The organism is Streptomyces sp. NPDC053542, assembly GCF_044544685.1.
Lineage (GTDB): Bacteria > Actinomycetota > Actinomycetes > Streptomycetales > Streptomycetaceae > Streptomyces.
Genome location: NZ_JBITXL010000006.1, coordinates 363,346 through 384,497 on the forward strand (window position 1 = coordinate 363,346; position 21,152 = coordinate 384,497).

Annotated in this window: 22 protein-coding genes; 4 read left to right on the forward strand and 18 right to left on the reverse strand. The window is 71.7% G+C overall.

All coding sequences use genetic code 11. The features are described from left to right. Window positions 1-201: 201 nt before the first annotated feature. From ACIGXO_RS19420 to ACIGXO_RS19430, 3 genes are read right to left on the reverse strand one after another with little or no spacing between them, the layout of a single operon-like run. On the reverse strand, window positions 202-1,443 hold the full coding sequence (locus ACIGXO_RS19420; protein ID WP_399787969.1) for an alpha/beta fold hydrolase: 1,242 nt from the start codon (window positions 1,441-1,443) through the stop codon (window positions 202-204). Continuing rightward, window positions 1,440-2,618 (reverse strand): alanine racemase, encoded by a 1,179-nt coding sequence (gene alr, locus ACIGXO_RS19425; protein ID WP_399787972.1) that lies wholly within the window; start codon window positions 2,616-2,618, stop codon window positions 1,440-1,442. The genes ACIGXO_RS19420 and alr overlap by 4 nt, the downstream gene beginning before the upstream one ends. A gap of 57 nt (window positions 2,619-2,675) precedes the next feature. Then, on the reverse strand, window positions 2,676-3,653 hold the full coding sequence (locus ACIGXO_RS19430) for a L,D-transpeptidase family protein (protein WP_399787975.1): 978 nt from the start codon (window positions 3,651-3,653) through the stop codon (window positions 2,676-2,678). 181 nt (window positions 3,654-3,834) lie between these two features. Here ACIGXO_RS19430 and ACIGXO_RS19435 point away from each other — a divergent pair, with 181 nt between their 5' ends. Next, complete coding sequence (locus ACIGXO_RS19435) at window positions 3,835-5,256, forward strand: NAD(P)H-hydrate dehydratase (RefSeq protein ID WP_399787978.1); 1,422 nt, start codon at window positions 3,835-3,837, stop codon at window positions 5,254-5,256. 91 nt (window positions 5,257-5,347) lie between these two features. Here the strand turns inward: ACIGXO_RS19435 and ACIGXO_RS19440 are convergent, their stop codons facing one another. Genes ACIGXO_RS19440 through ACIGXO_RS19450 form a run of 3 tightly spaced genes read right to left on the reverse strand, consistent with a single transcriptional unit; the run spans window position 5,348 to window position 7,863 of the window. Continuing rightward, entirely contained in the window at window positions 5,348-5,716 is a 369-nt protein-coding gene (locus ACIGXO_RS19440) for a holo-ACP synthase (protein ID WP_399787980.1), read from the reverse strand. Continuing rightward, window positions 5,713-7,560 carry a glutamine--fructose-6-phosphate transaminase (isomerizing) gene (gene glmS / locus ACIGXO_RS19445; protein WP_399787985.1) on the reverse strand — a complete coding sequence of 616 codons (1,848 nt, stop codon included), beginning with the start codon at window positions 7,558-7,560 and terminating at the stop codon, window positions 5,713-5,715. Before glmS ends, ACIGXO_RS19440 begins: the two co-directional genes overlap by 4 nt. A gap of 48 nt (window positions 7,561-7,608) precedes the next feature. Continuing rightward, the gene (locus tag ACIGXO_RS19450; protein WP_399787988.1) at window positions 7,609-7,863 is read right to left on the reverse strand and encodes a hypothetical protein; all 255 of its coding nucleotides are present in this window, start codon (window positions 7,861-7,863) and stop codon (window positions 7,609-7,611) included. 215 nt (window positions 7,864-8,078) lie between these two features. Between ACIGXO_RS19450 and coaA the strand changes: the two genes are divergently transcribed. Both coaA and ACIGXO_RS19460 read left to right on the forward strand, forming a co-directional pair. Beyond that, window positions 8,079-9,068 carry a type I pantothenate kinase gene (coaA, locus tag ACIGXO_RS19455; RefSeq protein ID WP_399787991.1) on the forward strand — a complete coding sequence of 330 codons (990 nt, stop codon included), beginning with the start codon at window positions 8,079-8,081 and terminating at the stop codon, window positions 9,066-9,068. 23 nt (window positions 9,069-9,091) lie between these two features. After that, entirely contained in the window at window positions 9,092-10,042 is a 951-nt protein-coding gene (locus ACIGXO_RS19460; protein ID WP_399787994.1) for a DUF389 domain-containing protein, read from the forward strand. A 3-nt stretch (window positions 10,043-10,045) separates the two neighbouring features. Here ACIGXO_RS19460 and glmM read toward each other — a convergent pair whose 3' ends face one another. The 5 genes from glmM to ACIGXO_RS19485 form a co-directional block, all read right to left on the reverse strand. Continuing rightward, window positions 10,046-11,404 carry a phosphoglucosamine mutase gene (gene glmM, locus ACIGXO_RS19465; RefSeq protein ID WP_399787997.1) on the reverse strand — a complete coding sequence of 453 codons (1,359 nt, stop codon included), beginning with the start codon at window positions 11,402-11,404 and terminating at the stop codon, window positions 10,046-10,048. Between the two features lie 163 nt (window positions 11,405-11,567). Next, complete coding sequence (gene rpsI / locus ACIGXO_RS19470) at window positions 11,568-12,071, reverse strand: 30S ribosomal protein S9 (protein ID WP_030262889.1); 504 nt, start codon at window positions 12,069-12,071, stop codon at window positions 11,568-11,570. Window positions 12,072-12,112: 41 nt separating this feature from the next. Next, window positions 12,113-12,556 (reverse strand): 50S ribosomal protein L13, encoded by a 444-nt coding sequence (rplM, locus tag ACIGXO_RS19475; RefSeq protein WP_030619882.1) that lies wholly within the window; start codon window positions 12,554-12,556, stop codon window positions 12,113-12,115. Between the two features lie 202 nt (window positions 12,557-12,758). After that, entirely contained in the window at window positions 12,759-13,934 is a 1,176-nt protein-coding gene (locus ACIGXO_RS19480; protein WP_399788002.1) for a glycosyltransferase family 87 protein, read from the reverse strand. 25 nt (window positions 13,935-13,959) lie between these two features. Next, the gene (locus ACIGXO_RS19485) at window positions 13,960-15,579 is read right to left on the reverse strand and encodes an ABC-F family ATP-binding cassette domain-containing protein (RefSeq protein WP_399788005.1); all 1,620 of its coding nucleotides are present in this window, start codon (window positions 15,577-15,579) and stop codon (window positions 13,960-13,962) included. A 103-nt stretch (window positions 15,580-15,682) separates the two neighbouring features. Between ACIGXO_RS19485 and ACIGXO_RS19490 the strand changes: the two genes are divergently transcribed. After that, a complete protein-coding gene (locus ACIGXO_RS19490) occupies window positions 15,683-16,549 on the forward strand; it encodes a hypothetical protein (RefSeq protein WP_399788008.1) in 867 nt (288 codons plus the stop codon). Window positions 16,550-16,603: 54 nt separating this feature from the next. Here ACIGXO_RS19490 and truA read toward each other — a convergent pair whose 3' ends face one another. From truA to rpmJ, 7 genes are all read right to left on the reverse strand, one after another. Further along, on the reverse strand, window positions 16,604-17,464 hold the full coding sequence (truA, locus tag ACIGXO_RS19495) for a tRNA pseudouridine(38-40) synthase TruA (RefSeq protein WP_399788012.1): 861 nt from the start codon (window positions 17,462-17,464) through the stop codon (window positions 16,604-16,606). A gap of 74 nt (window positions 17,465-17,538) precedes the next feature. Next, on the reverse strand, window positions 17,539-18,006 hold the full coding sequence (rplQ, locus tag ACIGXO_RS19500; RefSeq protein ID WP_031050968.1) for a 50S ribosomal protein L17: 468 nt from the start codon (window positions 18,004-18,006) through the stop codon (window positions 17,539-17,541). A gap of 161 nt (window positions 18,007-18,167) precedes the next feature. Beyond that, window positions 18,168-19,190, reverse strand: a complete 1,023-nt coding sequence (locus tag ACIGXO_RS19505; protein WP_003956430.1) for a DNA-directed RNA polymerase subunit alpha — start codon at window positions 19,188-19,190, stop codon at window positions 18,168-18,170. Between the two features lie 133 nt (window positions 19,191-19,323). Beyond that, window positions 19,324-19,950, reverse strand: a complete 627-nt coding sequence (gene rpsD / locus ACIGXO_RS19510) for a 30S ribosomal protein S4 (protein WP_031050966.1) — start codon at window positions 19,948-19,950, stop codon at window positions 19,324-19,326. Between the two features lie 26 nt (window positions 19,951-19,976). After that, window positions 19,977-20,381: a 30S ribosomal protein S11 gene (gene rpsK / locus ACIGXO_RS19515; RefSeq protein WP_004571845.1), complete on the reverse strand. Its 405-nt coding sequence runs from the start codon at window positions 20,379-20,381 to the stop codon at window positions 19,977-19,979. Window positions 20,382-20,444: 63 nt separating this feature from the next. Next, on the reverse strand, window positions 20,445-20,825 hold the full coding sequence (rpsM, locus tag ACIGXO_RS19520; protein WP_030262856.1) for a 30S ribosomal protein S13: 381 nt from the start codon (window positions 20,823-20,825) through the stop codon (window positions 20,445-20,447). A gap of 198 nt (window positions 20,826-21,023) precedes the next feature. Then, complete coding sequence (rpmJ, locus tag ACIGXO_RS19525) at window positions 21,024-21,137, reverse strand: 50S ribosomal protein L36 (protein ID WP_003956441.1); 114 nt, start codon at window positions 21,135-21,137, stop codon at window positions 21,024-21,026. Window positions 21,138-21,152 lie beyond the last annotated feature (15 nt).

Here is a 21,152-nt window from a genome sequence, read left to right on the forward strand (position 1 = left end):
GGGGGATGCAGAGCTGCGCCAGTAAGCGCAGCGCGGGCCGCCCCTGCCTGGGCGCCGGGCCCGGGCCGTTGCACTTTCGGGTGGGCCGGCCGCCGGCGACGTGCACGCCCACCCGCCCCTGGGTAACCCCCGAGGTGGGCGGATGCAGAGCTGCGCCAGTAAGCGCCGCGCACCCCCGTTACGCCAGCGCCGCGTACCCCGTTACGCCCGCGCCGGGCGCCAGTTGCGGGCCTCCGTTGCCGCGCGTTCCACCAGGGCCGTCAGGTGGTCGTTGACCAGTTCCGGGTGTTCGAGCATGACCAGGTGGCCGGCGTCCGGTACGCAGACCAGGTCCGCGGCCGGGAGGAGGTCGCCGATCGTGCGGCTGTGGTCGGCAGGCGTGATCAGGTCGCGGTCGCCGGCCAGGACGAGCGCCGGGACGCCGTCGTACGCCGCCAGCGCCGCCGTCTTGTCGTGCACGGCGAACGCCGGGAAGAACTCCGCGACGACGTCGATGGGCGTCGATTCGATGAGGCGTTCGGCAAAGCGGGCGACGCCCGGGTCGACGTCCTTCGGCGCGCCGAAGGAGTACCGCTTCACCAGGCCCGCGAAGAGGTCGGCGGTCGCCCGGCGGCCCTTCTCGACCAGCTCGCTCTGCGCGCCCAGCGCCTTGAGCACCCCGGGCGCGAAGCGGTGGAACGCCTTCACGCCCAGCGACGGCAGCCCGAAGGCGACCTCGCTCAGCCGCCCGGCCGACGTGCCGATCAGGCCGACGCCCACCACGCGATCGGCGACGAACTCCGGGAACTGGTCGGCGAGCGCCATCACCGTCATGCCGCCCATGGAGTGCCCGACCAGCACGATCGGCCCCTCCGGGACCGCGGCGTCCAGCACCGCCTTCAGGTCCCGGCCCAGCATGTCGATGGTGACCGGGTCGGTGCCGTCGATCTGTGCGTGGCCGCGCGCCGAGCGGCCGTGGCTGCGCTGGTCCCAGTGGACGCTGCGGACTCTGCCGCGCAGCGCGGCCCGCTGGAAGTGCCAGGCGTCCTGGGTGAGGCAGTACCCGTGGCAGAAGACGACGGTGGGGGCCGCGGAGCGTCGCCCCAGGGCCCCCAGCAGGCGCTTGCGGCGGGCCCCCTGGGCCTCGCCGTCCGGCCGGTCGTCGGCCTCGTCGATCTCGTAGTACAGCGCGGTGCCGTCCTCCGCGTACGCCGTGCCCGGTGTGCCGCGCAGCGACCCGTACGGGCCCGCCGAGTCCAGCGCCATCCGCGCCTTGCGGCGCACGCCGCGGCCGACCGTCAGCCGCTCCAGTGCCACTCCGGCGGCCGCGCCCGCGGCGACCACGCCGATCGCGGTGCCCGCGATGCTCGCGTGCCGGCCCGCCCGGGCCCAGCTGCTCACGGTCTCCGCCGCCTCGGCGGCGGCCCCGGCCACGTCCGCCGCCCCCTGTGTGCCGTCACTCATGTCCCGTCCCCCGTTCTGTCGTGCTCAGGGACATTTCCGTGCTCGTCGACGTAGACGCGAGGCACCCGGCTGCCGATCCGCGTGACGATCTCGTACGCGATCGTTCCCGTGGCCTGCGCCCAGTCCTCGGCCGTCGGCTCGCCCCGGTCGCCCGGTCCGAAGAGCACCGCCTCGTCCCCCACCGTGGCTGATTCCCCGCCCAGGTCCACCACGAACTGGTCCATGGCGACCCGGCCGGCGATCGTCCGCCACTTTCCGGCCACCAGCACGGGGCCGACCCCGGAGGCGTGCCGCGGGACGCCGTCGGCGTAGCCCAGCGGGACCAGCGCGAGGGTGGTGTCGCCGGGCGTCGTGTAGTGGTGCCCGTACGAGACGCCGTGGCCGCCCGGCACGTGCTTGACCGACGCCAGCGAGGCGGAGAGCGTCATGACCGGCCGCAGCCCGAAGTCGGCGGGCGTGCCGACCTCGGGGCTCGGCGAGATGCCGTAGATACCGATACCGGCGCGCACCAGGTCGAAGTGCGCCTCGGGGAGGGTGAGCAGGCCCGGGGTGTTGCAGATGTGCCGGACCTCGGGCGCGAGCCCCGCCGCCTCCGCCGTGGCCAGCGCGTCGTGGAAGACGGCGAGCTGGGCGGCGATCGAGGGGTGGCCGGGCTCGTCGGCGCACGCGAAGTGCGACCAGACGCCGGTGACCTTGATCAGGCCGTCCCGCTCGGCGTCCCGGGCGGCCGCGGTGAGCTCGGCCCATTCGGCCGGCGGGCAGCCGTTGCGCCCCAGCCCCGTGTCGATCTTGAGCTGGACCCGGGCGGTGCGGCCGGTGGAGTGCGCGGCGTGGGACACCTCGTGCAGCGCCCACATGCCGCTCACGGACACGTCGATGTCCAGCATGACGGCCTTCCGCCACGGGCCGCCCGGCGTCCACAGCCACGCCATGAGGCGGCCGGTGTCGCCCGCCTCGCGCAGCTGGAACGCCTCCTCGGGGAGCGCGGTGCCCAGCCACTCGGCGCCGGCCTCGCGGGCCGCGGCGGCGCACTGGAGCGCGCCGTGGCCGTAGCCGTCGGACTTCACCACGGCCATCAGCTGCGCACCTGAAGCACGCGCCTTGAGGGCACGGACATTGGACCTCAGGGCGGTGAGGTCGATGGCGGCCCGGGCGCGCGTTGCTCTCTCAGTCATCGCCATCAGTGTCTCAGGCGCCGCTGCGGCGCAGCTGTCGACCGCCTCCCGGGAGCGTCACGTGCCCGGTTTCTTGCCCCAGACGAAGACGCTGTCGTCGGTTCTGAGCATGCCCCACAGCTTCTCCGCGTGCCGCTTCCGCAGGTTCACGCAGCCGTACGAGCCGGGCGGGCTGTAGATGTTGGCGGTGATGCCGTGGAACGCCTGCCCGCCGTCGAAGAACTGGCTGAACGGCATGGGCGAGTGGTAGATCGTGGAGAAGTGGTTCCGGTTCTTCCAGTAGACGTGGTGGGTGCCGGTGCGGGTCGGGTAGCCCTTGCGGCCGGTGCGGACGGGCGCCGGGCCGAAGATGACCTCGTCGTGGTTCTGTACCCACATGATCTGGCGGGTCAGGTCGACGCAGGCCACGCGCGGCGCCCAGTGCTCGCCCTTCTTGCGCATCCGCGGCACGGGGCAGCGCTTGTCGGCGTTCGGGTTCGCCCTCGCCTCGGCGAGCCGGACGACGCCCCCGGTCACCGGGCCGGTGAACCCGTTGGCCGGGATGATGCCGTTCTTCTCCTGGAAGGCCCGGATGACCTTGCAGTCCGCCGGTGACTGCTTGCCGTCCACCGTGAGCTTCAGGTACCGCTCCACCTGCCGCTGGTAGGGGCCGGTGGAGGTGGAGCACGCCTGCGGCGCCACGGGGGCCGCCGCGGGGGCGACCGCGCCGCCCGGGGCGCGCTGGAGGACCTCGGCGGGCGGTACGTACTCCACCAGCGGGTCGTCCTCGGGGTCCGGCGCGCGGCCGGGAGGCGGCTTGTCCTCCGCGCGGCCCGTCATGTCCGGCGGCTGTGCCTGGTCGGGCGTGTCCTTCGGCGGTCCGCCGCCGGGCGTGTCGGCGATGCCCGGTACGAGGTCGGACTCGGCGACCGGTGCGGGGCGTTGCGGGCTCGGCGGCGCCGGGCCGCCGGCGGCGGTCCCGGGAGCGGCGGCGAGCGTCAGCAGCGTGGCGGTGCCGGTGGCCGCGGCCAGCAGGCCCGCGAGATAGCGGTTCATACGTTCATCTGTCCCGCGCGGGTGGCGGCGGGCCACTCGGGCGGGGCCAGGTTCGCCCTGGTGGGTCGGATTCTTCGGCCGGGCGGACGGTGCCCCTGGCGCGCGGCGGCGGGGGCGTCCGGGCGGCGCCGCGGCGGTGGCGCCGGGCCGTGCCGCACCCCATCGGGTGAGACTGGGGGGCATGAGGACTGCTTACAGCGTGGAGAAGGTGCGGGCGGCGGAGCGGGACCTGATGGCGCGGCTGCCGGACGGCGCCCTGATGCAGCGGGCCGCCGCGGGCCTCGCGGTGGCCTGCGCGGACCTCCTGGGGCGGGTGTACGGGGCCCGGGTGGTGCTGCTGGTGGGCAGCGGCGACAACGGCGGTGACGCCCTGTACGCGGGCGCCCGGCTGGCCCGCCGGGGCGCCGGGGTACGGGCGGTGCTGCTGTCCCCGGAGCGGGCCCACCAGGGCGGTCTGGCGGCCCTCCGCGCCGCGGGCGGCCGGGTGTCGGCCGACCCGCGGGCCGACATCGGCCGCGCGGACCTCGTCGTGGACGGCATCGTGGGCATCGGCGGCAAGGGCGGGCTGCGCCCGGAGGCGGCGGAGCTGGCCGAGGCGGCGCGCGCCCGAACCGTCCTGGCGGTGGACCTGCCGAGCGGGGTGAACGCGGACACCGGGGAGGTGGACGGGACGGCCGTCCGGGCGGACGCGACGGTGACGTTCGGCGCGTACAAGCCGGGGCTGCTGATCGACCCGGCGCGCGAGTACGTGGGCGCGCTGCGGCTGGTGGACATCGGGCTGGAGCTGCCGGACGAGGCGGACGTGGCGGCCCTGCAGCACGCCGATGTGGCGGCGCTGCTCCCCGTACCGGCGGCGGACAGCGACAAGTACCGGCGCGGCGTGGTCGGCGTGGTGGCGGGCTCGGCACGCTATCCGGGCGCCGCGGTACTGGCGGTGTCGGGCGCGTTGCGCGGCGGCGCGGGCGCGGTCCGGTACGTGGGCCCCGGCGGCGACGCGGTGATCGCCGCGCACCCGGAGACGCTGGTGCACGCGGGCCCGCCCTCGAAGGCCGGGCGCGTGCAGGCGTGGGTGATCGGCCCGGGGCTCGGCGACAACGAGGCGGCCATGGCGGACGTCCTGGCCTCCGACGTGCCCGTACTCGTGGACGCCGACGGGCTGCACAACCTGGACCCGGCGCGGCTGCGCGCCCGTACGGCACCGACGCTGCTCACCCCGCACGCGGGCGAGGCCGCGGCCCTGCTGGGTGCGGCGCGCGAGGAGGTGGAGTCCGCCCGGCTGCACGCCGTTCGGGAGCTGGCCTCCCGGTACGGCGCGACGGTGCTGCTCAAGGGCTCCTCGACACTGATCGCCGGTCCCGAGGGCGGCACCGCACGGGTCAATCCGACCGGTACGGGCTGGCTGGCCACGGCGGGCAGCGGCGACGTCCTCTCGGGCCTGGCCGGTTCCCTGCTGGCCACGGGTCTGACGCCGCTGGACGCGGCGTCGGCGGGCGCGTACCTGCATGGCCTGGCGGCCCGTCAGGCCGCCGCCGACACCGTCCCGCTGACGGCCTGCGACGTGGCGGCGGCCCTGCCGGGCACGTGGCTGTCGGTGACCACCTAGGCGCGCCCCCTCAGGGGCGCGGGGAACTGCGCGACCAGCCACGACGCGCCCGCGGAAGGCCACCGGGGCGTACCCCTACGGCGCGTTTCGGCTATCCCTCGGCAATCACCACCGCCGACGCCACGCCCGCGTCGTGACTGAGCGAGACGTGCCAGGTCTGTACCCCGCGCTCCGCCGCCACGGCGGCAACCGTGCCGGACACCCGGAGCCGGGGCTGTCCGCTCTCCTCGAGGTACACCTCGGCGTCCGTCCAGTGCAGGCCGCGCGGCGCGCCCAGCGCCTTGGCCAGCGCCTCCTTCGCGGCGAACCGGGCCGCGAGGGAGGCGACGCCGCGCGGCTCGCCGCCGGGCAGGTACCGCTCGCTGTCGACGAAGAGCCGGTCCAGCATCTGGGGCGTACGCTCCAGCGCGGCGGCGAACCGGTCGATCTCGGCGACGTCGATGCCGACCCCGATGATCATTCGACGGTCACCGACTTGGCGAGGTTGCGCGGCTGGTCGACCTCGTTGCCGCGCGCCGTGGCCAGCTCGCAGGCGAAGACCTGGAGGGGGACGGTGGCGACCAGCGGCTGGAGCAGGGTGGGCGTCACAGGGATACGGACCAGGTGGTCCGCGTACGGCACGACCGTCTCGTCGCCCTCCTCGGCGATGACGATGGTGCGGGCGCCGCGGGCCCGGATCTCCTGGATATTGGAGACGATCTTGTCGTGCAGGACGGAGCGCCCGCGGGGCGACGGCACGATCACCACCACCGGCAGGTCCTCTTCGATCAGCGCGATCGGCCCGTGCTTCAGCTCGCCCGCCGCGAACCCCTCGGCGTGCATGTACGCCAGCTCCTTGAGCTTCAGCGCGCCCTCCAGGGCCACCGGATGGCCCACGTGGCGCCCGAGGAAGAGCACGGTGTTCTTGTCCGCCAGGCCGCGGGCCAGCTCCCGCACCGGCTCCATCGTGCCCAGCACCTCGTCCACCTGGGTGCCGATCTCGGCCAGCTCCTTCACCACGGCCTGGATCTCGTCGCCCCACTTCGTGCCACGCACCTGTCCCAGGTACAGCGCGACCAGGTAGCAGGCGACGAGCTGGGTGAGGAACGCCTTCGTGGAGGCGACGGCGACCTCGGGCCCGGCGTGCGTGTAGAGCACCGCGTCGGACTCGCGCGGGATCGTCGAGCCGTTGGTGTTGCAGATGGCGAGCACCTTCGCGCCCTGTTCGCGGGCGTGCCGCAGCGCCATCAGGGTGTCCATGGTCTCGCCGGACTGGGAGATCGCGATGACCAGCGTGCGGTGGTCCAGGATCGGGTCGCGGTAGCGGAACTCGCTCGCCAGCTCGACCTCGCACGGGATGCGCGTCCAGTGCTCGATGGCGTACTTGGCGATCAGCCCGGCGTGGAAGGCCGTGCCGCACGCCACGATGACGACCTTCTGCGCCTCCCGCAGCACCGCGTCCGGGATGCGCACCTCGTCCAGCGACAGCCGCCCGTCCGCGCCGATCCGCCCCAGGAGGGTGTCCGCGACGGCCTTCGGCTGCTCGGCGATCTCCTTGAGCATGAAGTAGTCGTAGCCGCCCTTCTCGGCGGCCGAGGCGTCCCAGTCGACGTGGTACGGGCGCACGTCCGCCGGGCGGCCCTCGAAGTCGGTGACCTGCACGCCGTTCCGGCGCACCTCGACGACCTGGTCCTGGCCCAGCTCGACGGCCTCGCGGGTGTGCGCGATGAAGGCGGCCACGTCGGAGGCGAGGAACGCCTCGTCGTCGCCGAGGCCGACGACCAGCGGGGAGTTCCGGCGCGCGCCGACCACCACGTCCGGCGCGTCGGCGTGCACCGCGACGAGGGTGAAGGCGCCCTCCAGCCGGCGGCAGACCTGCCGCATCGCCTCGGCGAGGTCGCCGCACGAGGAGAAGGACTCGGCCAGCAGGTGCGCGACCACCTCGGTGTCCGTCTCGGAGGCCAGCTCGTGGCCGCGGTCGGTCAGTTCGGCACGCAGCGCGGCGAAGTTCTCGATGATGCCGTTGTGCACGACCGAGACCCGCCCGGCGTTGTCCAGATGAGGATGGGCGTTGGCGTCGGTGGGGCCGCCGTGCGTGGCCCACCGGGTGTGCCCGATGCCCGTGCCGCCGGCCGGCAGCGGGCGCGCCGCCAGCTCCTTGTCCAGATTGGCGAGCTTGCCGGCCTTCTTCGCCGCCGCCAGACCGCCGTCGGCCAGCACCGCGACCCCCGCCGAGTCGTAGCCGCGGTACTCCAGCCGCTTCAGTCCAGCCAGTACGACGTCCAGGGCCGACTGCCCGCCCACGTATCCCACGATTCCGCACATGGAGGCAGCCTACGGCGCGCGGAGATCAATGCCTGGGTACCGTACGGGTCAATGCCCGCGCTCGATCCGGTCGATGGCCTCCTGGACCAGTTCGAGGAATTCCACCTCCTCACAGCGCGGCTTGCTGCCCATCTCGTAGAGGACCAGGCAGTCGTCCAGCTCCTCCCCCAGGTCCTCGTCGGGCAGTTCGGCGGCCAGTTCGCTCTGGACGAGGCCGGCGTGCCCGCCCTGCTCCGGAACCCTGGCCTCTTCCGCACCGGCTCTCTTCTGCCGCTGCCGTACGTAATCGAGCAGGCGTGTCACCGTGCCCACCCCCCATTTCTCGCGACGCAGAAAATGACGCGCTCCCCCAACGCCGGACGCTACCGAGGAAAACCTGATTGGTATAGACATGCGGTATTGCGCCACCCAGGAGGATGGCCGCGACGCCGTTCGGGTTGCCCCGCAACGCCACCGCCACGCCCCCGCAACGCCACCCCGGGATGAGCGGCGGCGGCCGGCTGCGGACAATGGGCGGCGTGCCCATGACGACAGAGCAGCCGCAGCAACGACGCCGCGCCGACGCCACGCCGTACGTCGACATGACCCGCGCGGAGTGGAGCGCCCTGCGCGAGAAGACGCCGCTCCCGCTCACCGCCGAGGAGGTCGAGCGGCTGCGCGGTCTGGGCGACGTCATCGACCTGGACGAGGTGCGCGACGTCTACCTGCCGCTCTCCCGGCTGCTGAACCTCTACTTCGGCGCCACCAGCAACCTCCGCGGCGCGCTGAACACCTTCCTCGGCGACCAGAAGGGGCACGGCGCCCAGGAGGGCACGCCGTTCGTGATCGGCGTGGCGGGCAGCGTCGCGGTCGGCAAGTCCACCACCGCGCGCCTCCTCCAGGCGCTGCTCGCCCGCTGGCCCGACCACCCCCGCGTCGAGCTGGTGACCACCGACGGCTTCCTGCTGCCCAACGCCGAGCTGCACCGGCGCGGCCTGATGTCCCGCAAGGGCTTCCCCGAGTCCTACGACCGGCGCGCCCTGACCCGCTTCGTCGCGGACGTGAAGTCCGGCAAGGCCGAGGTCACCGCGCCGGTCTACTCGCACCTGATCTACGACATCGTGCCCGGCGAGCGGCTGACCGTGCACCGCCCCGACATCCTCATCGTCGAGGGCCTGAACGTGCTGCAGCCCGCGCTGCCCGGCAAGGACGGCCGCACCCGGCTCGGCCTCGCCGACTTCTTCGATTTCTCGGTGTACGTGGACGCCCGCACCGAGGACATCGAGCAGTGGTACCTCGGCCGGTTCCGCAAGCTGCGCGAGACCGCGTTCCAGAACCCCTTCTCGTACTTCCGCAAGTACGCGCAGGTCTCGGAGGAGGAGGCGCTGGAGTACGCCCGGATGAACTGGCGCACCATCAACAAGCCCAATCTGCAGCAGAATGTGGCCCCCACCCGCGGCCGCGCGAACCTCGTGCTCCGCAAGGGACCGGACCACAAGGTGCAGCGGCTGTCGCTGCGCAAACTCTGAACGACAACTTCGAGGACTCTGCTGTGCTGCATCTGCGACTGATCGTCCCGGCGGACCGTACGGACGAGGTGGTGGCGCTGCTGGAGAAGACGGTCGGCACCGCCCACCTGGTGGTACTGGCCGGCGCGGCCCGCAGCCCCGCCGGGGACGTGATCACCTGCGATGTGGCGCGCGAGGCCGGCGACGGGCTGCTGCGCGAGCTGCGGGAACGCGGCATCGCCGACTGCGGGTCGATCGCCGTCGAGGACATCGATCTCTCGCTGTCCACGCGCGCGGTCCAGGCCGAGGAGGACGCGCCGGGCGAGGGCGCGGACGCGGTCCTGTGGGAGCAGCTGAGCGACGCCACGCACGAGGAGTCGACGCTCACCGTCACCTACATCGCGTTCCTGACCCTCGCGACGATGATCGCGGCGTGCGGTGTCGTGCTGGACAACGCGATCCTCATCGTGGGCGCGATGGCGGTCGGCCCGGAGTTCGGGCCGCTGGCCGGGATCTGCACGGCGGTGGTCCAGCGCGCGCCGCGGCTCGCGTGGCGGTCGCTGGTGGCACTGGTCGCCGGGTTCGCGGTGGCGATGATCCTGACCGTGGGCTTCAGCTACCTGATGGACGCGATGGACCTCTTCACCTACGGCAAGTTCGAGGCGGACCGGCCCAACACGTCCTTCATCTGGCAGCCGGACCTGATGTCCTTCGTGGTGGCGCTGCTCGCCGGCATCGCGGGCACCCTGTCCCTGACCTCGGCCAAGTCCGGCGCCCTGGTCGGCGTCGCGATCTCCGTGACGACCGTCCCGGCCGCCTCGAACGCCGCCGTCGCCTTCCTCTACGGCGACTACTCGCAGACGGTGGGCTCCACCGGCCAGCTCCTGCTGAACCTGGCGGGCATCATCGTCGCCGGCACGCTCACGCTGGTCGCCCAGAAGTCCCTGTGGGCGCGTCATCGTGCGCGCGAGCGTGCCGCCGTACGCGAGAGCTGAGGCTCAGCCCAGCGCGGACTTCACGACATCGGCCAGCTGGCCGGCCACCGCCTTCGCCTGTTCCAGGTCCGCGGCCTCCACCATGACGCGGACCAGCGGCTCCGTGCCGGAGGAGCGCAGCAGGACACGGCCCGTCGCGCCCAGCTCGCGCTCCGCGTCGGTCACCGCGGCCGACAGCTCGGCGGAGGTGGCGACCCGGGACTTGTCCACGTCGGGGACGTTGATCAGGACCTGCGGCAGCCGCTCCATGACGCCCGCCAGCTCGGCCAGCGAGCGGCCCGTCGCCGCGACCCGCGCCGCCAGCATCAGGCCGGTCAGCGTGCCGTCGCCGGTCGTGGCGTGGTCCAGCACGATGACGTGCCCGGACTGCTCGCCGCCCAGCGCGAAGCCCTGGGCCTTCATCTCCTCCAGGACGTACCGGTCGCCGACCGCGGTGCGCACCAGCTCGATGCCCTCGCGCTCCAGCGCCAGCTTGAAGCCCAGGTTGGACATGACCGTGGCGACGACGGTGTTCTGCCGCAGCGTGCCCGCGTCGCGCATGCCGAGGGCGAGGACGGCGAGGATCTGGTCGCCGTCGACCTCGTTGCCCGCCGCGTCCACGGCCAGGCAGCGGTCCGCGTCGCCGTCGTGCGCGACACCCAGGTCGGCGCGGTGCTCGACGACCGCGGCGCGCAGCTTCTCCAGGTGCGTGGAGCCGCAGCCGTCGTTGATGTTCAGCCCGTCGGGGTCGGTGCCGATCGTGACGACCTCGGCGCCGGCCCGCGCGAACGCCTCCGGGGAGACCCGCGCGGCCGCGCCGTGCGCGCCGTCGATGACGACCTTCAGGCCGTCCAGGCGGTTCGGCAGCACGCCGACCAGGTGCGCGACGTAGTTGTCGAAGCCCTCGGCGTAGTCCCTGACCCGGCCCACGCCCGCGCCGGTCGGCCGCTCCCACGGCTCGCCGGCGACGTGCCCGCGGTACATGCTCTCGATCCGGTCCTCCAGCTCGTCGGCGAGTTTGTGCCCGCCGCGCGCGAAGAACTTGATGCCGTTGTCGGGCATCGGGTTGTGGCTCGCGGAGAGCATCACGCCCAGGTCGGCGCCGAGCGCGCCGGTGAGGTACGCCACCGCCGGGGTCGGCAGCACGCCCACCCGCAGCACGTCCACGCCCGCGCTGGCCAGCCCCGCCACCACGGCGGACTCCAGGAACTCCCCCGACGCCCGGGGGTCGCGCCCGACCACGGCCACCGGCCGGTGGTCTTCAAAAGTGCCCGCTTCCGCAAGCACATGCGCCGCAGCGACCGACAGGCCGAGCGCGAGCTCTGCCGTCAGATCCGCATTGGCGACGCCGCGCACCCCGTCCGTGCCGAAGAGTCGTCCCACTGGTGTCCTCCGAGTTCATGAGCTTGGACCAGACCGCTATGTCCAGGTATACGCCTATCTGGTCCCGGATAGCCGAACGCCCCGGCGGCACGGAAAGTGCCCCCGGGGCGTTCGCCAAGCTGCGCACGAAGCGCGAAAGCTGCACACGAGGCAGCGAGCGTGATTAGCGCTTGCTGTACTGCGGCGCCTTGCGGGCCTTCTTCAGACCCGACTTCTTGCGCTCGACCGCACGGTCGTCGCGCTTCAGGAAGCCGGCCTTCTTCAGCGGGCCGCGGTTGTTCTCGACGTCCGCCTCGTTCAGCGCACGGGCCACGCCCAGGCGCAGCGCGCCGGCCTGGCCGGAGATGCCGCCGCCGGAGATGCGGGCGACAACGTCGTAGCGGTTGTCGAGCTCGAGCACCTTGAAGGGCTCGTTGACTTCCTGCTGGTGCACCTTGTTCGGGAAGTAACCCTCGAGGGTGCGACCGTTGATCTTCCACTGGCCGGTGCCCGGGATGATCCGGACGCGGGCGATGGCGTTCTTGCGGCGGCCCAGGCCGGCGGCCGGCTGCGGGTCACCGAAGCGGGAGGCGAGGGACTCGGAGGTGTACTCACCCTCCAGCGGCGCCTCGGTCTCGGTGGTGTACTCCTCGACCTCGAGCGGGGTCTCGGCGGTGGTCTCAGCCACGATGCTCCTCAGATTCTCTTCGTCTTAGGGGGTGGCCGGACTTACTGCGCGACCTGGGTGATCTCGAACGGGACCGGCTGCTGAGCAGCGTGCGGGTGCTCGGCGCCCGCGTAGACCTTCAGCTTCGAGAGCATCTGACGGCCCAGGGTGTTCTTGGGGAGCATGCCCTTGATGGCCTTCTCGACAGCCTTCTCGGGGTTCTTGTCGAGCAGCTCGTCGTAGCGGACGGAGCGCAGACCACCCGGGAAGCCGGAGTGGCGGTACGCCATCTTCTGCGACCGCTTGTTGCCGGACAGGTGCACCTTGTCGGCGTTGATGATGATGACGAAGTCACCGGTGTCGACGTGAGGGGCGTAGACCGGCTTGTGCTTGCCCCGCAGGAGGGACGCGGCCTGAGATGCCAGACGGCCCAGGACAACGTCCTGCGCGTCAATGATGTGCCACTGGCGCTGGACATCGCCGGGCTTGGGGCTGAACGTACGCACGTTTTAGCCTTCGCTTCTGAGTGATTGGGACCTGTACTGGTCGCTTCGAACGACAATCCGAGAATGGCGGCTCCGGGCGACGCAACCCATTGCCTGCCGTCGGTCATCGGTCCGGTGGACCGGCGTAAGGGCCCCTCACGTGAGATAGAGCAAGCCAATACGCATAACGAACCGGCAGAATACCGGGCCTCCCCCAGGCGGGTCAAAACGCGCCCCGTACGGGGGTGCGATCCTCGCCATCGCTGCTCCGGCCGCCCGACCGGGCGTTCCCCCGGCTCAGGCAGCCGCACGCCAGCACGGCGGCCAGCGTCCACAGCATCGCCGCGTCCTTGAAGGCCCGCCGCCTGATGTCCTCCAGGTGCGGCCAGTCGAGACCGGCGACCTGGGGTACGAGAGCGATCCAGAACCACACGGTACGGGGCGCGGCGCCCGGTACGGCGACGGAGGCCAGCAGCGGGCCGAGCACGACCAGCAGGTAGTGGTCGAAGGAGGGGCGGGAGACGAGGAAGGCGGCGAGCAGCAGCATCGCGGCCGTCTCGACGAGCCGCAGCGGCCCCGCGTCCCCGCGCCGCCAGCGCAGATAAGCGCAGGCCACCCCGGCGGCGGCCGCGAGCACGGCCACCCCGAGGGCCACCGGCTCCGGCAGCCCGAGCCGGGCCAGGACCGCGCCGAGCGAGGCGTCGTACGGCCGCGCGAAGACGTCCTGCCCGCGCAGCAGGAAGGGCAGCGTGCGGGTGAGGAACATCCCGGGGCGCGGCATCACGAGCGCGGCGAGGAGGGACACCAGGAGGGGCACGCCGATCGCCACGGCCAGCGCCCGCCACCGCCGCGCGAACACGAAGAGCAGCAGGACGGGCACGAGCATCGGCTTCACCGCCAGCGCCGCCCCGATGACCGCACCGGCCGCCACCCACCGCTCCCGGCTGGCCAGCAGCAGCGCCAGAGGCAGGGCCACCACCGAGGCCAGCGTCCAGTTCCCGAGCGTGACGAGGTTGCGGAACGGCTGGAAGAACGGCAGCGCGGCCACCGCCAGCACGGCGAGCCTGCTGCCCGCCGCGACCCCGAAGATCCGCAGGCTCAGCCACCAGCCCGCCAGGACGAGCCCGACGCCGGCGGCCGGTACGAGCCATGTCGTCCAGCCCTGCGGGAGCAGCGCCTCGGGGACGGCCGCGAGGACCGCTCCCGGCAGATACAGGAACCGCTTGTCGGCGTAGGGCGCCCCGCCGTCCAGCAGGGCACGCGCGGCCCGCACGGCGAACGCGTTGTCCATTCCGAGGTGCCCGCCGCGCCGCACGGTCGCCCACACCACCACGGCCATCAGTCCGGCGGCCACGGCCCGCAGCGGCCAGGAAGCGGGCCGCAGCAGCCATTGCGTCATCCGCCCAGGCTAGAAGCGGACGCCGCTACCGCTCCCGCTCGACACGGCGTTCGTCCCAGACGGGCTCGGACGTCTCCCGTACCCGGCCGTCCGCCCCGAAGACCAGGTACCGGTCGAAGGAGCGCGCGAACCAGCGGTCGTGCGTCACGGCCAGCACCGTCCCGTCGTACGCCTCCAGCCCCTCCTGCAGCGCCTCCGCCGACTCCAGGTCGAGGTTGTCGGTCGGCTCGTCCAGGAGCAGCGCGGTGGTGCCCGCCAGCTCCAGGAGGAGGATCTGGAAGCGGGCCTGCTGTCCGCCCGACAGCCGGTCGAAGCGCTGCTCGGCCTGGCGGCTGAGTTCGTACCGGCGCAGGGCGCTCATCGCCTTGCCGCGGTCCTTGGCGTGCTCCGTCCACAGGATGTCGAGGAGGGTGCGGCCCTCCAGCTCCGGGTGGGCGTGGGTCTGCGCGAAGTGGCCCGGTACGACGCGGGCGCCCAGCTTCCACGTGCCCGTGTGCGCGACGTCGTCCCCCGCCAGCAGCCGCAGGAAGTGCGACTTGCCCGAGCCGTTCGAGCCGAGGACCGCGACCCGCTCGCCGTAGAAGATCTCCAGCGAGAAGGGCTTCATGAGGCCCGTCAGCTCAAGGTTCTCGCAGGTCACGGCCCGTACGCCGGTCCGGCCGCCGTGCAGCCGCATCGTGATGTCCTGCTCGCGCGGCGGCTCCGGCGGCGGCCCGGCCTCCTCGAACTTCTTCAGCCTGGTCTGCGCCGCGTGGTAGCGCGAGGCCATCTCGTGGCTGTTCTCCGCGGCCTGCCGGAGATTGCGTACCAGCTTCTTCAGCTGCTCGTGCTTCTCGTCCCAGCGCCGCCGCAGCTCCTCGAAGCGCGCGAACCGCTCCTTGCGCGCCTCGTGGTACGTGCCGAAGCCGCCGCCGTGCACCCACACGTCGCTGCCCGCCGGCCCCGGCTCGACGCTGACGATCTTCTCCGCGGAGCGGGCCAGCAGCTCCCGGTCGTGGCTGACGAAGAGGACCGTCTTCTTGGTCTCGCGCAGCCGCTCCTCCAGCCAGCGCTTGCCCGGCACGTCCAGATAGTTGTCCGGCTCGTCCAGCAGCAGCACCTCGTCCGTGCCGCGCAGCAGCGACTCCAGGACCAGCCGCTTCTGCTCGCCGCCGGAGAGCGTGCGCACCTGCCGCCACTGCGCCTTCTCGTACGGGACGCCCAGCGCGGCCATCGTGCACATGTCCCAGACCGTCTCGGCCTCGTAGCCGCGCGCCTCGGCCCAGTCGCTCAGGGCCTGTGCGTACGCCATCTGCGCGGCCTCGTCGTCGACGGTCATGACGGCGTGCTCCGCTTCGTCCACCGCCTTCGCCGCCGCCCGCAGCCGCGGCTGGGCCACCGACACCAGCAGGTCCCGCACCGTCCGGTCATCGCGCACCGAGCCCACGAACTGCGGCATCACCCCGAGCCCGCCGCTGACCGTCACCGCCCCGCCGTGCGGCTGCAGCTCTCCCGCGATCAGCTTCAGCAGCGTCGTCTTGCCCGCGCCGTTCGCCCCGACCAGCGCGACCGTGGCGCCCTCCCCCACGCGGAAGGACACGTCCCCCAGCAGGACCCGCCCATCGGGCAGGTAGTACTCCAGGTGTCCCGCTTCCACATGTCCCATGCGGGGAATTGTCGGGCCCGTACCGCTCATGGGCCAAACGGGTTTCCCGGGCCGCCCGGCACCGGCCCCCGCCATGTCACGCGTGAGCACTAGGATGCGCGCCATGAGCTTTGGGCAAGGGGGGCCGTACGGCCCCGGGGGTGAGGGTCCGTCCGCTTCGTCCACGCCGGACTGGAACGCGCTGGCGGAGCAGAGCGAGGCAAGCGGAAAGCGCAAGCGGCTGCTGATGATCGGCGGCGGCGCCCTGGCCACCCTCGCGGTGGCCGGCATCGTCGCCACGGCGGTGATCAGCAGCAATGGCGGCAGCAACAAACCCTCGGCGCTGCCCTCACCCGAGAAGCTCCCCGACGAGAAGGCCGAGCCCAAGCCGACCTTCTCCGACGTGAACGTCCCGCCGCCGCCGGACCCGGTGGACTACATCACCGACCCCAAGAAGGACACCGCGCCGCTCACCACCGCCTCGCTCTTCCCCGAGAAGCAGCTGACGGCCGGCGGCCGCGTGTACCCGAAGGCCACCACCGGCGCCACCGGCAGCTGCGCGAGCGTCGCGCAGGGCGGCCTCGGCGCGGTACTGAACAAGCACGGCTGCCAGAAGCTGCTGCGCGCCACCTTCTCCAAGGACGGCGTCGCGGTCACGGTCGGCGTCGCCCGCTTCGAGACGAAGGCGGCGGCCACCGCGGTCAAGAACGAGTACAAGCCCAACCTCGCCGCCCTCGCCGGCGGCAAGGTCGCCCCGTTCTGCCAGGCCACCGCCTGCCGGACCTCCGCGAACGCGGCCGGCCGGTACGCGTACTTCACGATCGCCGGCTACCTCAACGGCAAGGCCGTCACCACCAGCGAGACCCAGGCCCTCCAGGCGAGCCGGGACGGCGCCGCGTACGCCTGGAACCGCATCATGCAGCACGGGCGGGACCAGGCCGACGCGGTGGCGAAGAAGCAGCAGAAGCAGCTGGAGCAGCAGAAGAACTGAGCCGCCGCGGGCGGGGCACCTGCCCCGCCCCCGCGCTCGGCCCCGCTCCTGCGCTCAGCAGCAGCCCGCGCCCGGCAGGGTCCGCTTGTTGCGCGCCTCCTTGTTGCGGGCCGCGAGCAGCTCGTCGGCCGGGTAGCCGACCTCCTCCAGGGTCAGCCCGTGCGGCCGTACGACGTGCACCGCCGAGTCCCGCACGCCCGCCGCGAGCACCTTGCCCGGCCACTCCACGGGCCGGTGCCCGTCGCCGACGAACAGCAGCGCGCCGACCAGCGACCGCACCATGTTGTGGCAGAACGCGTCCGCCTTCACGGTCGCGGTGATGATCCCGTCCGCGTCCCGCTCCCAGCGCAGCTCCTGGAGCGTACGGATGGTCGTCGCGCCCTCGCGGCGCTTGCAGTACGCCGCGAAGTCGTGCTCGCCCAGCAGCGGCTGCGACGCCTCATTCATCGCCGCGACGTCCAGGTCCCAGTCGTGCCACAGCACGTGCCCGCGCAGCAGCGGGTCGACGCCGCCGGGGTGATCGGTGACCCGGTACGCGTACCGGCGCCAGATCGCCGAGAACCGGGCGTTGAACCCGGCCGGGGCCTCGGCCACCCGCCAGATCCGTACGTCCTTCGGCAGCCGCCCGGCGAGCCGCCGCCGCAGCTTGTCACCGTGCTCGGCCCACAGCTCCTGCGGCAGGTCGACGTGGGCCACCTGGCCGCGCGCGTGCACGCCCGCGTCCGTGCGCCCCGCCACGGTCAGCTCGTACGTCCGCTGCGACCGCGTCACGGTCCGCAGCGCGTCCTCGATCTCCCGCTGGACCGTCCGCCGCTCCCGCTGCTTGGCCCACCCCGAGAAGTCCTTCCCGTCATAGGAAAGATCCAGCCGCACCCGTACATGCCCGGGCGCCGGCCCGTCGTTGTCCTCGCTCACGCGACCATCCTCTCAAGCGGAACGGGCCCGCTCCCCCACAGGGGAACGGGCCCGTCCAACAGCCTCGATCAGGCTCAGGCGTCCTTGGACTCCTCGGCCGACTCGGCGGCGGCGGCCTCGTCGGCCTCCTTCACCGCGCGCTTCGTCGCGGCCTCGGCCTCGTCGACGGTGGCCTTCTTGGCGATCTCGCCCTCGACCAGCTCGATGACGGCCATCGGGGCGTTGTCGCCACGACGGTTGCCGATCTTGGTGATACGGGTGTAGCCACCCGGACGCTCGGCGTAGCGCGGCGCGATCTCGGTGAACAGCGTGTGCACGATGCTCTTGTCCGTGATCGTGGCCAGCACCAGGCGACGGTTGTGGATGTCGCCCTTCTTCGCCTTGGTGATCAGCTTCTCCGCGACGGGGCGCAGGCGGCGGGCCTTGGCCTCGGTCGTGGTGATGCGGCCGTGCTCGAACAGCGACTTCGCGAGGTTCGCGAGCAGCAGACGCTCGTGCGCGGCGCTGCCGCCCAGACGGGCACCCTTGGCGGGACGCGGCATGGTGTTTCTCCTCTGTGTCTGCCCCAGCCGTATCAGGTACCGGGGTCAGTATCCGAGCGGGCGGTCGCCCGTCGGAGACCCCGCGCCCGGTCAGGGGCGCGGGGAACTGCGCGACCAGCCAGAGCCGGTCCGCAGCAAAAATCAGGCCGTCAGACCCGAGCTCAGTACTGCTCGGTCTCGACGAATCCCGCATCCGCGTCGTCGTCGGCGCCGAAGGCGTCAGCCGCAGCGGTCGGGTCGAAGCCGGGAGGCGAGTCCTTCAGGGCCAGGCCCATGCCGGCCAGCTTCGCCTTGACCTCGTCGATCGACTTCGCACCGAAGTTGCGGATGTCGAGCAGGTCCGCCTCGGAGCGGGCGACGAGCTCACCCACGGAGTGGATGCCCTCGCGCTTGAGGCAGTTGTACGACCGAACGGTGAGCTCCAGCTCCTCGATCGGCAGCGCCAGGTCGGCGGCCAGGGCGGCGTCCGTGGGGGACGGGCCCATGTCGATGCCCTCGGCGTCGATGTTGAGCTCGCGCGCCAGACCGAACAGCTCGACCAGGGTCTTACCGGCGGACGCCATGGCGTCACGCGGGCGCATGGCCTGCTTGGTCTCGACGTCGACGATCAGCTTGTCGAAGTCGGTGCGCTGCTCGACACGGGTCGCCTCGACCTTGTAGGTGACCTTGAGCACGGGGCTGTAGATGGAGTCGACCGGGATACGGCCGATCTCCTGGCCCACCTGCTTGTTCTGCACCGCGGAGACGTAGCCGCGACCGCGCTCGACGGTCAGCTCCATCTCCAGCTTGCCCTTGCCGTTCAGCGTGGCGAGGACCAGGTCGGGGTTGTGCACCTCGACACCGGCCGGCGGGGCGATGTCCGCGGCGGTGACCAGGCCGGGGCCCTGCTTGCGCAGGTACATCACGACCGGCTCGTCGTGCTCCGAGGAGACGACCAGCTGCTTGATGTTCAGGATGAGGTCGGTGACGTCCTCCTTGACGCCCGGCACGGTGGTGAACTCGTGCAGGACACCGTCGATCCGGATGCTGGTGACAGCAGCACCGGGGATCGAGGAGAGGAGCGTACGACGCAGGGAGTTGCCGAGGGTGTAACCGAAGCCCGGCTCCAGCGGCTCGATCACGAACCGGGAGCGGTACTCGTCGACGACCTCTTCGGTCAACGAGGGACGCTGAGCGATCAGCATGTTTTTGATCCTTCAGTCGAGGACGCCCGCTATTTGACGCCCGCTGTACTACAAGGGTACGGGCGGTACGGCCCAAAAGTGCCGCACCGCCCACAGAACCCATTTGCCGGCTCCGCCGGCGGGCGCTCAGCTCTTACTTGGAGTAGAGCTCAACGATCAGCTGCTCCTGCACCTGGGTGTCGATCACCTGGCGCTCGGGCAGCGAGTGCACGAGGACCCGCAGCTTCGAGGGGATGGCCTCGAGCCACGCGGGAACGGTCTTCTCGCCGGCCTCGGCCTGAGCCACCTGGAAGGGGGTCATGTTCCGAGACTTCTCGCGGACCTCGATGATGTCGTTCACGGACACGCGGGCCGACGGGATGTCGGTCTTGCGGCCGTTCACGTTGATGTGGCCGTGACGGACCAGCTGACGGGCGTGGTCGCGGGACTTCGCGAAGCCCGCACGGTAGACCACGTTGTCCAGACGGGACTCGAGGATGCGAAGCAGGTTCTCACCGGTCTTGCCGGACTTCTGGTTCGCCTCCTTGTAGTACCCAAGGAACTGCTTCTCAAGGACACCGTAGATACGGCTGCACTTCTGCTTCTCGCGCAGCTGCAGCAGGTACTCGCTGTCCTTGGTGCGCCCGCGACCGTGCTCACCCGGGGGGTAAGGACGGATCTCGATCGGGCACTTCGCGCTCTCGCACTTGCTCCCCTTGAGGAAGAGCTTCTGCTTCTCCCGACGGCAACGCTTGCAGTCGGCCCCGGTGTAACGCGCCATATTCTTGTGTCTCCTACTTCAGCTGGTCAGACGCGGCGGCGCTTGGGCGGGCGGCAGCCGTTGTGCGGGGTCGGGGTGACGTCCTGGATCGAGCCGACCTCGAGGCCGGTGGCCTGGAGGGAGCGGATCGCGGTCTCACGGCCGGAGCCGGGACCCTTGACGAAGACGTCGACCTTGCGCATGCCGTGCTCCTGCGCGCGGCGGGCGGCCGACTCGGCAGCCATCTGCGCGGCGAACGGAGTCGACTTCCGCGAACCCTTGAAGCCCACGTGACCGGCCGAAGCCCAGGAAATCACGTTGCCGGTGGGGTCGGTGATCGAAACGATCGTGTTGTTGAACGTGCTCTTGATGTGAGCGTGCCCGTGGGCGACGTTCTTCTTCTCCTTGCGGCGCACCTTCTTGGCGCCGGCCGTACGGCCCTTCGGAGGCATTCATTACTCCCGTGGAGGTGGTCGGTCCTACAGCGAAGACCGCTGATAAGCGTCCGCTGAGGACTACTTCTTGCCCGGCTTCTTCTTGCCGGCGATCGCGCGACGCGGGCCCTTGCGGGTACGAGCGTTCGTGCTGGTGCGCTGGCCGTGGACGGGCAGGCCACGACGGTGGCGCAGGCCCTGGTAGCAGCCGATCTCGACCTTGCGGCGGATGTCGGCCTGGATCTCGCGACGGAGGTCACCCTCGGTCTGGAGATTGGCGTCCACGTACTCGCGGATCTTGACCAGGTCCTCTTCGGGAAGGTCACGAACGCGGGTGTTCGGGTCGACACCGGCAGCGGCGAGGGTCTGCTTCGCCAGCGTGCGGCCGATGCCGAAGACGTAGGTGAGGGCGACCTCCACGCGCTTTTCGCGCGGGATGTCAACACCTGAAACGCGTGCCATCGAATGGCTCCTGTGTTGATTCGGGGGTCTGCCACAGAGCCGCTCCCAGTCGCCGACCGCTCTTGGATGAAGAGCAGTGGTACGTCCTGGGTCCCCGGCCCCCGCCGGAGGTGTCGTCAGCCTTTACGGCCCGACGGGCTCTGCGTATGTACGTTTGTGCTTGCGTCGCGCGAAGAACTGCGAAGTGCAGGTCGTGCTTCAGCCCTGGCGCTGCTTGTGGCGCAGGTTGTCGCAGATGACCATGACCCGGCCGTGGCGGCGGATCACCTTGCACTTGTCGCAGATCTTCTTGACGCTCGGCTTGACCTTCATGGGGTGAGGTTCTCC

Bases quoted from the DNA above. Each gene is read 5' to 3' on its own strand.
- ACIGXO_RS19420 (WP_399787969.1), bottom strand. From the start codon at position 1,443: ATGAGTGACGGCACACAGGGGGCGGCGGACGTGGCCGGGGCCGCCGCC.
- alr (WP_399787972.1), bottom strand. From the start codon at position 2,618: ATGACTGAGAGAGCAACGCGCGCCCGGGCCGCCATCGACCTCACCGCC.
- ACIGXO_RS19430 (WP_399787975.1), bottom strand. From the start codon at position 3,653: ATGAACCGCTATCTCGCGGGCCTGCTGGCCGCGGCCACCGGCACCGCC.
- ACIGXO_RS19435 (WP_399787978.1), top strand. From the start codon at position 3,835: ATGAGGACTGCTTACAGCGTGGAGAAGGTGCGGGCGGCGGAGCGGGAC.
- ACIGXO_RS19440 (WP_399787980.1), bottom strand. From the start codon at position 5,716: ATGATCATCGGGGTCGGCATCGACGTCGCCGAGATCGACCGGTTCGCC.
- glmS (WP_399787985.1), bottom strand. From the start codon at position 7,560: ATGTGCGGAATCGTGGGATACGTGGGCGGGCAGTCGGCCCTGGACGTC.
- ACIGXO_RS19480 (WP_399788002.1), bottom strand. From the start codon at position 13,934: ATGACGCAATGGCTGCTGCGGCCCGCTTCCTGGCCGCTGCGGGCCGTG.
- ACIGXO_RS19485 (WP_399788005.1), bottom strand. From the start codon at position 15,579: ATGGGACATGTGGAAGCGGGACACCTGGAGTACTACCTGCCCGATGGG.
- ACIGXO_RS19490 (WP_399788008.1), top strand. From the start codon at position 15,683: ATGAGCTTTGGGCAAGGGGGGCCGTACGGCCCCGGGGGTGAGGGTCCG.
- rplQ (WP_031050968.1), bottom strand. From the start codon at position 18,006: ATGCCGCGTCCCGCCAAGGGTGCCCGTCTGGGCGGCAGCGCCGCGCAC.
- ACIGXO_RS19505 (WP_003956430.1), bottom strand. From the start codon at position 19,190: ATGCTGATCGCTCAGCGTCCCTCGTTGACCGAAGAGGTCGTCGACGAG.
- rpsD (WP_031050966.1), bottom strand. From the start codon at position 19,950: ATGGCGCGTTACACCGGGGCCGACTGCAAGCGTTGCCGTCGGGAGAAG.
- rpsK (WP_004571845.1), bottom strand. From the start codon at position 20,381: ATGCCTCCGAAGGGCCGTACGGCCGGCGCCAAGAAGGTGCGCCGCAAG.
- rpsM (WP_030262856.1), bottom strand. From the start codon at position 20,825: ATGGCACGCGTTTCAGGTGTTGACATCCCGCGCGAAAAGCGCGTGGAG.
- rpmJ (WP_003956441.1), bottom strand. From the start codon at position 21,137: ATGAAGGTCAAGCCGAGCGTCAAGAAGATCTGCGACAAGTGCAAGGTG.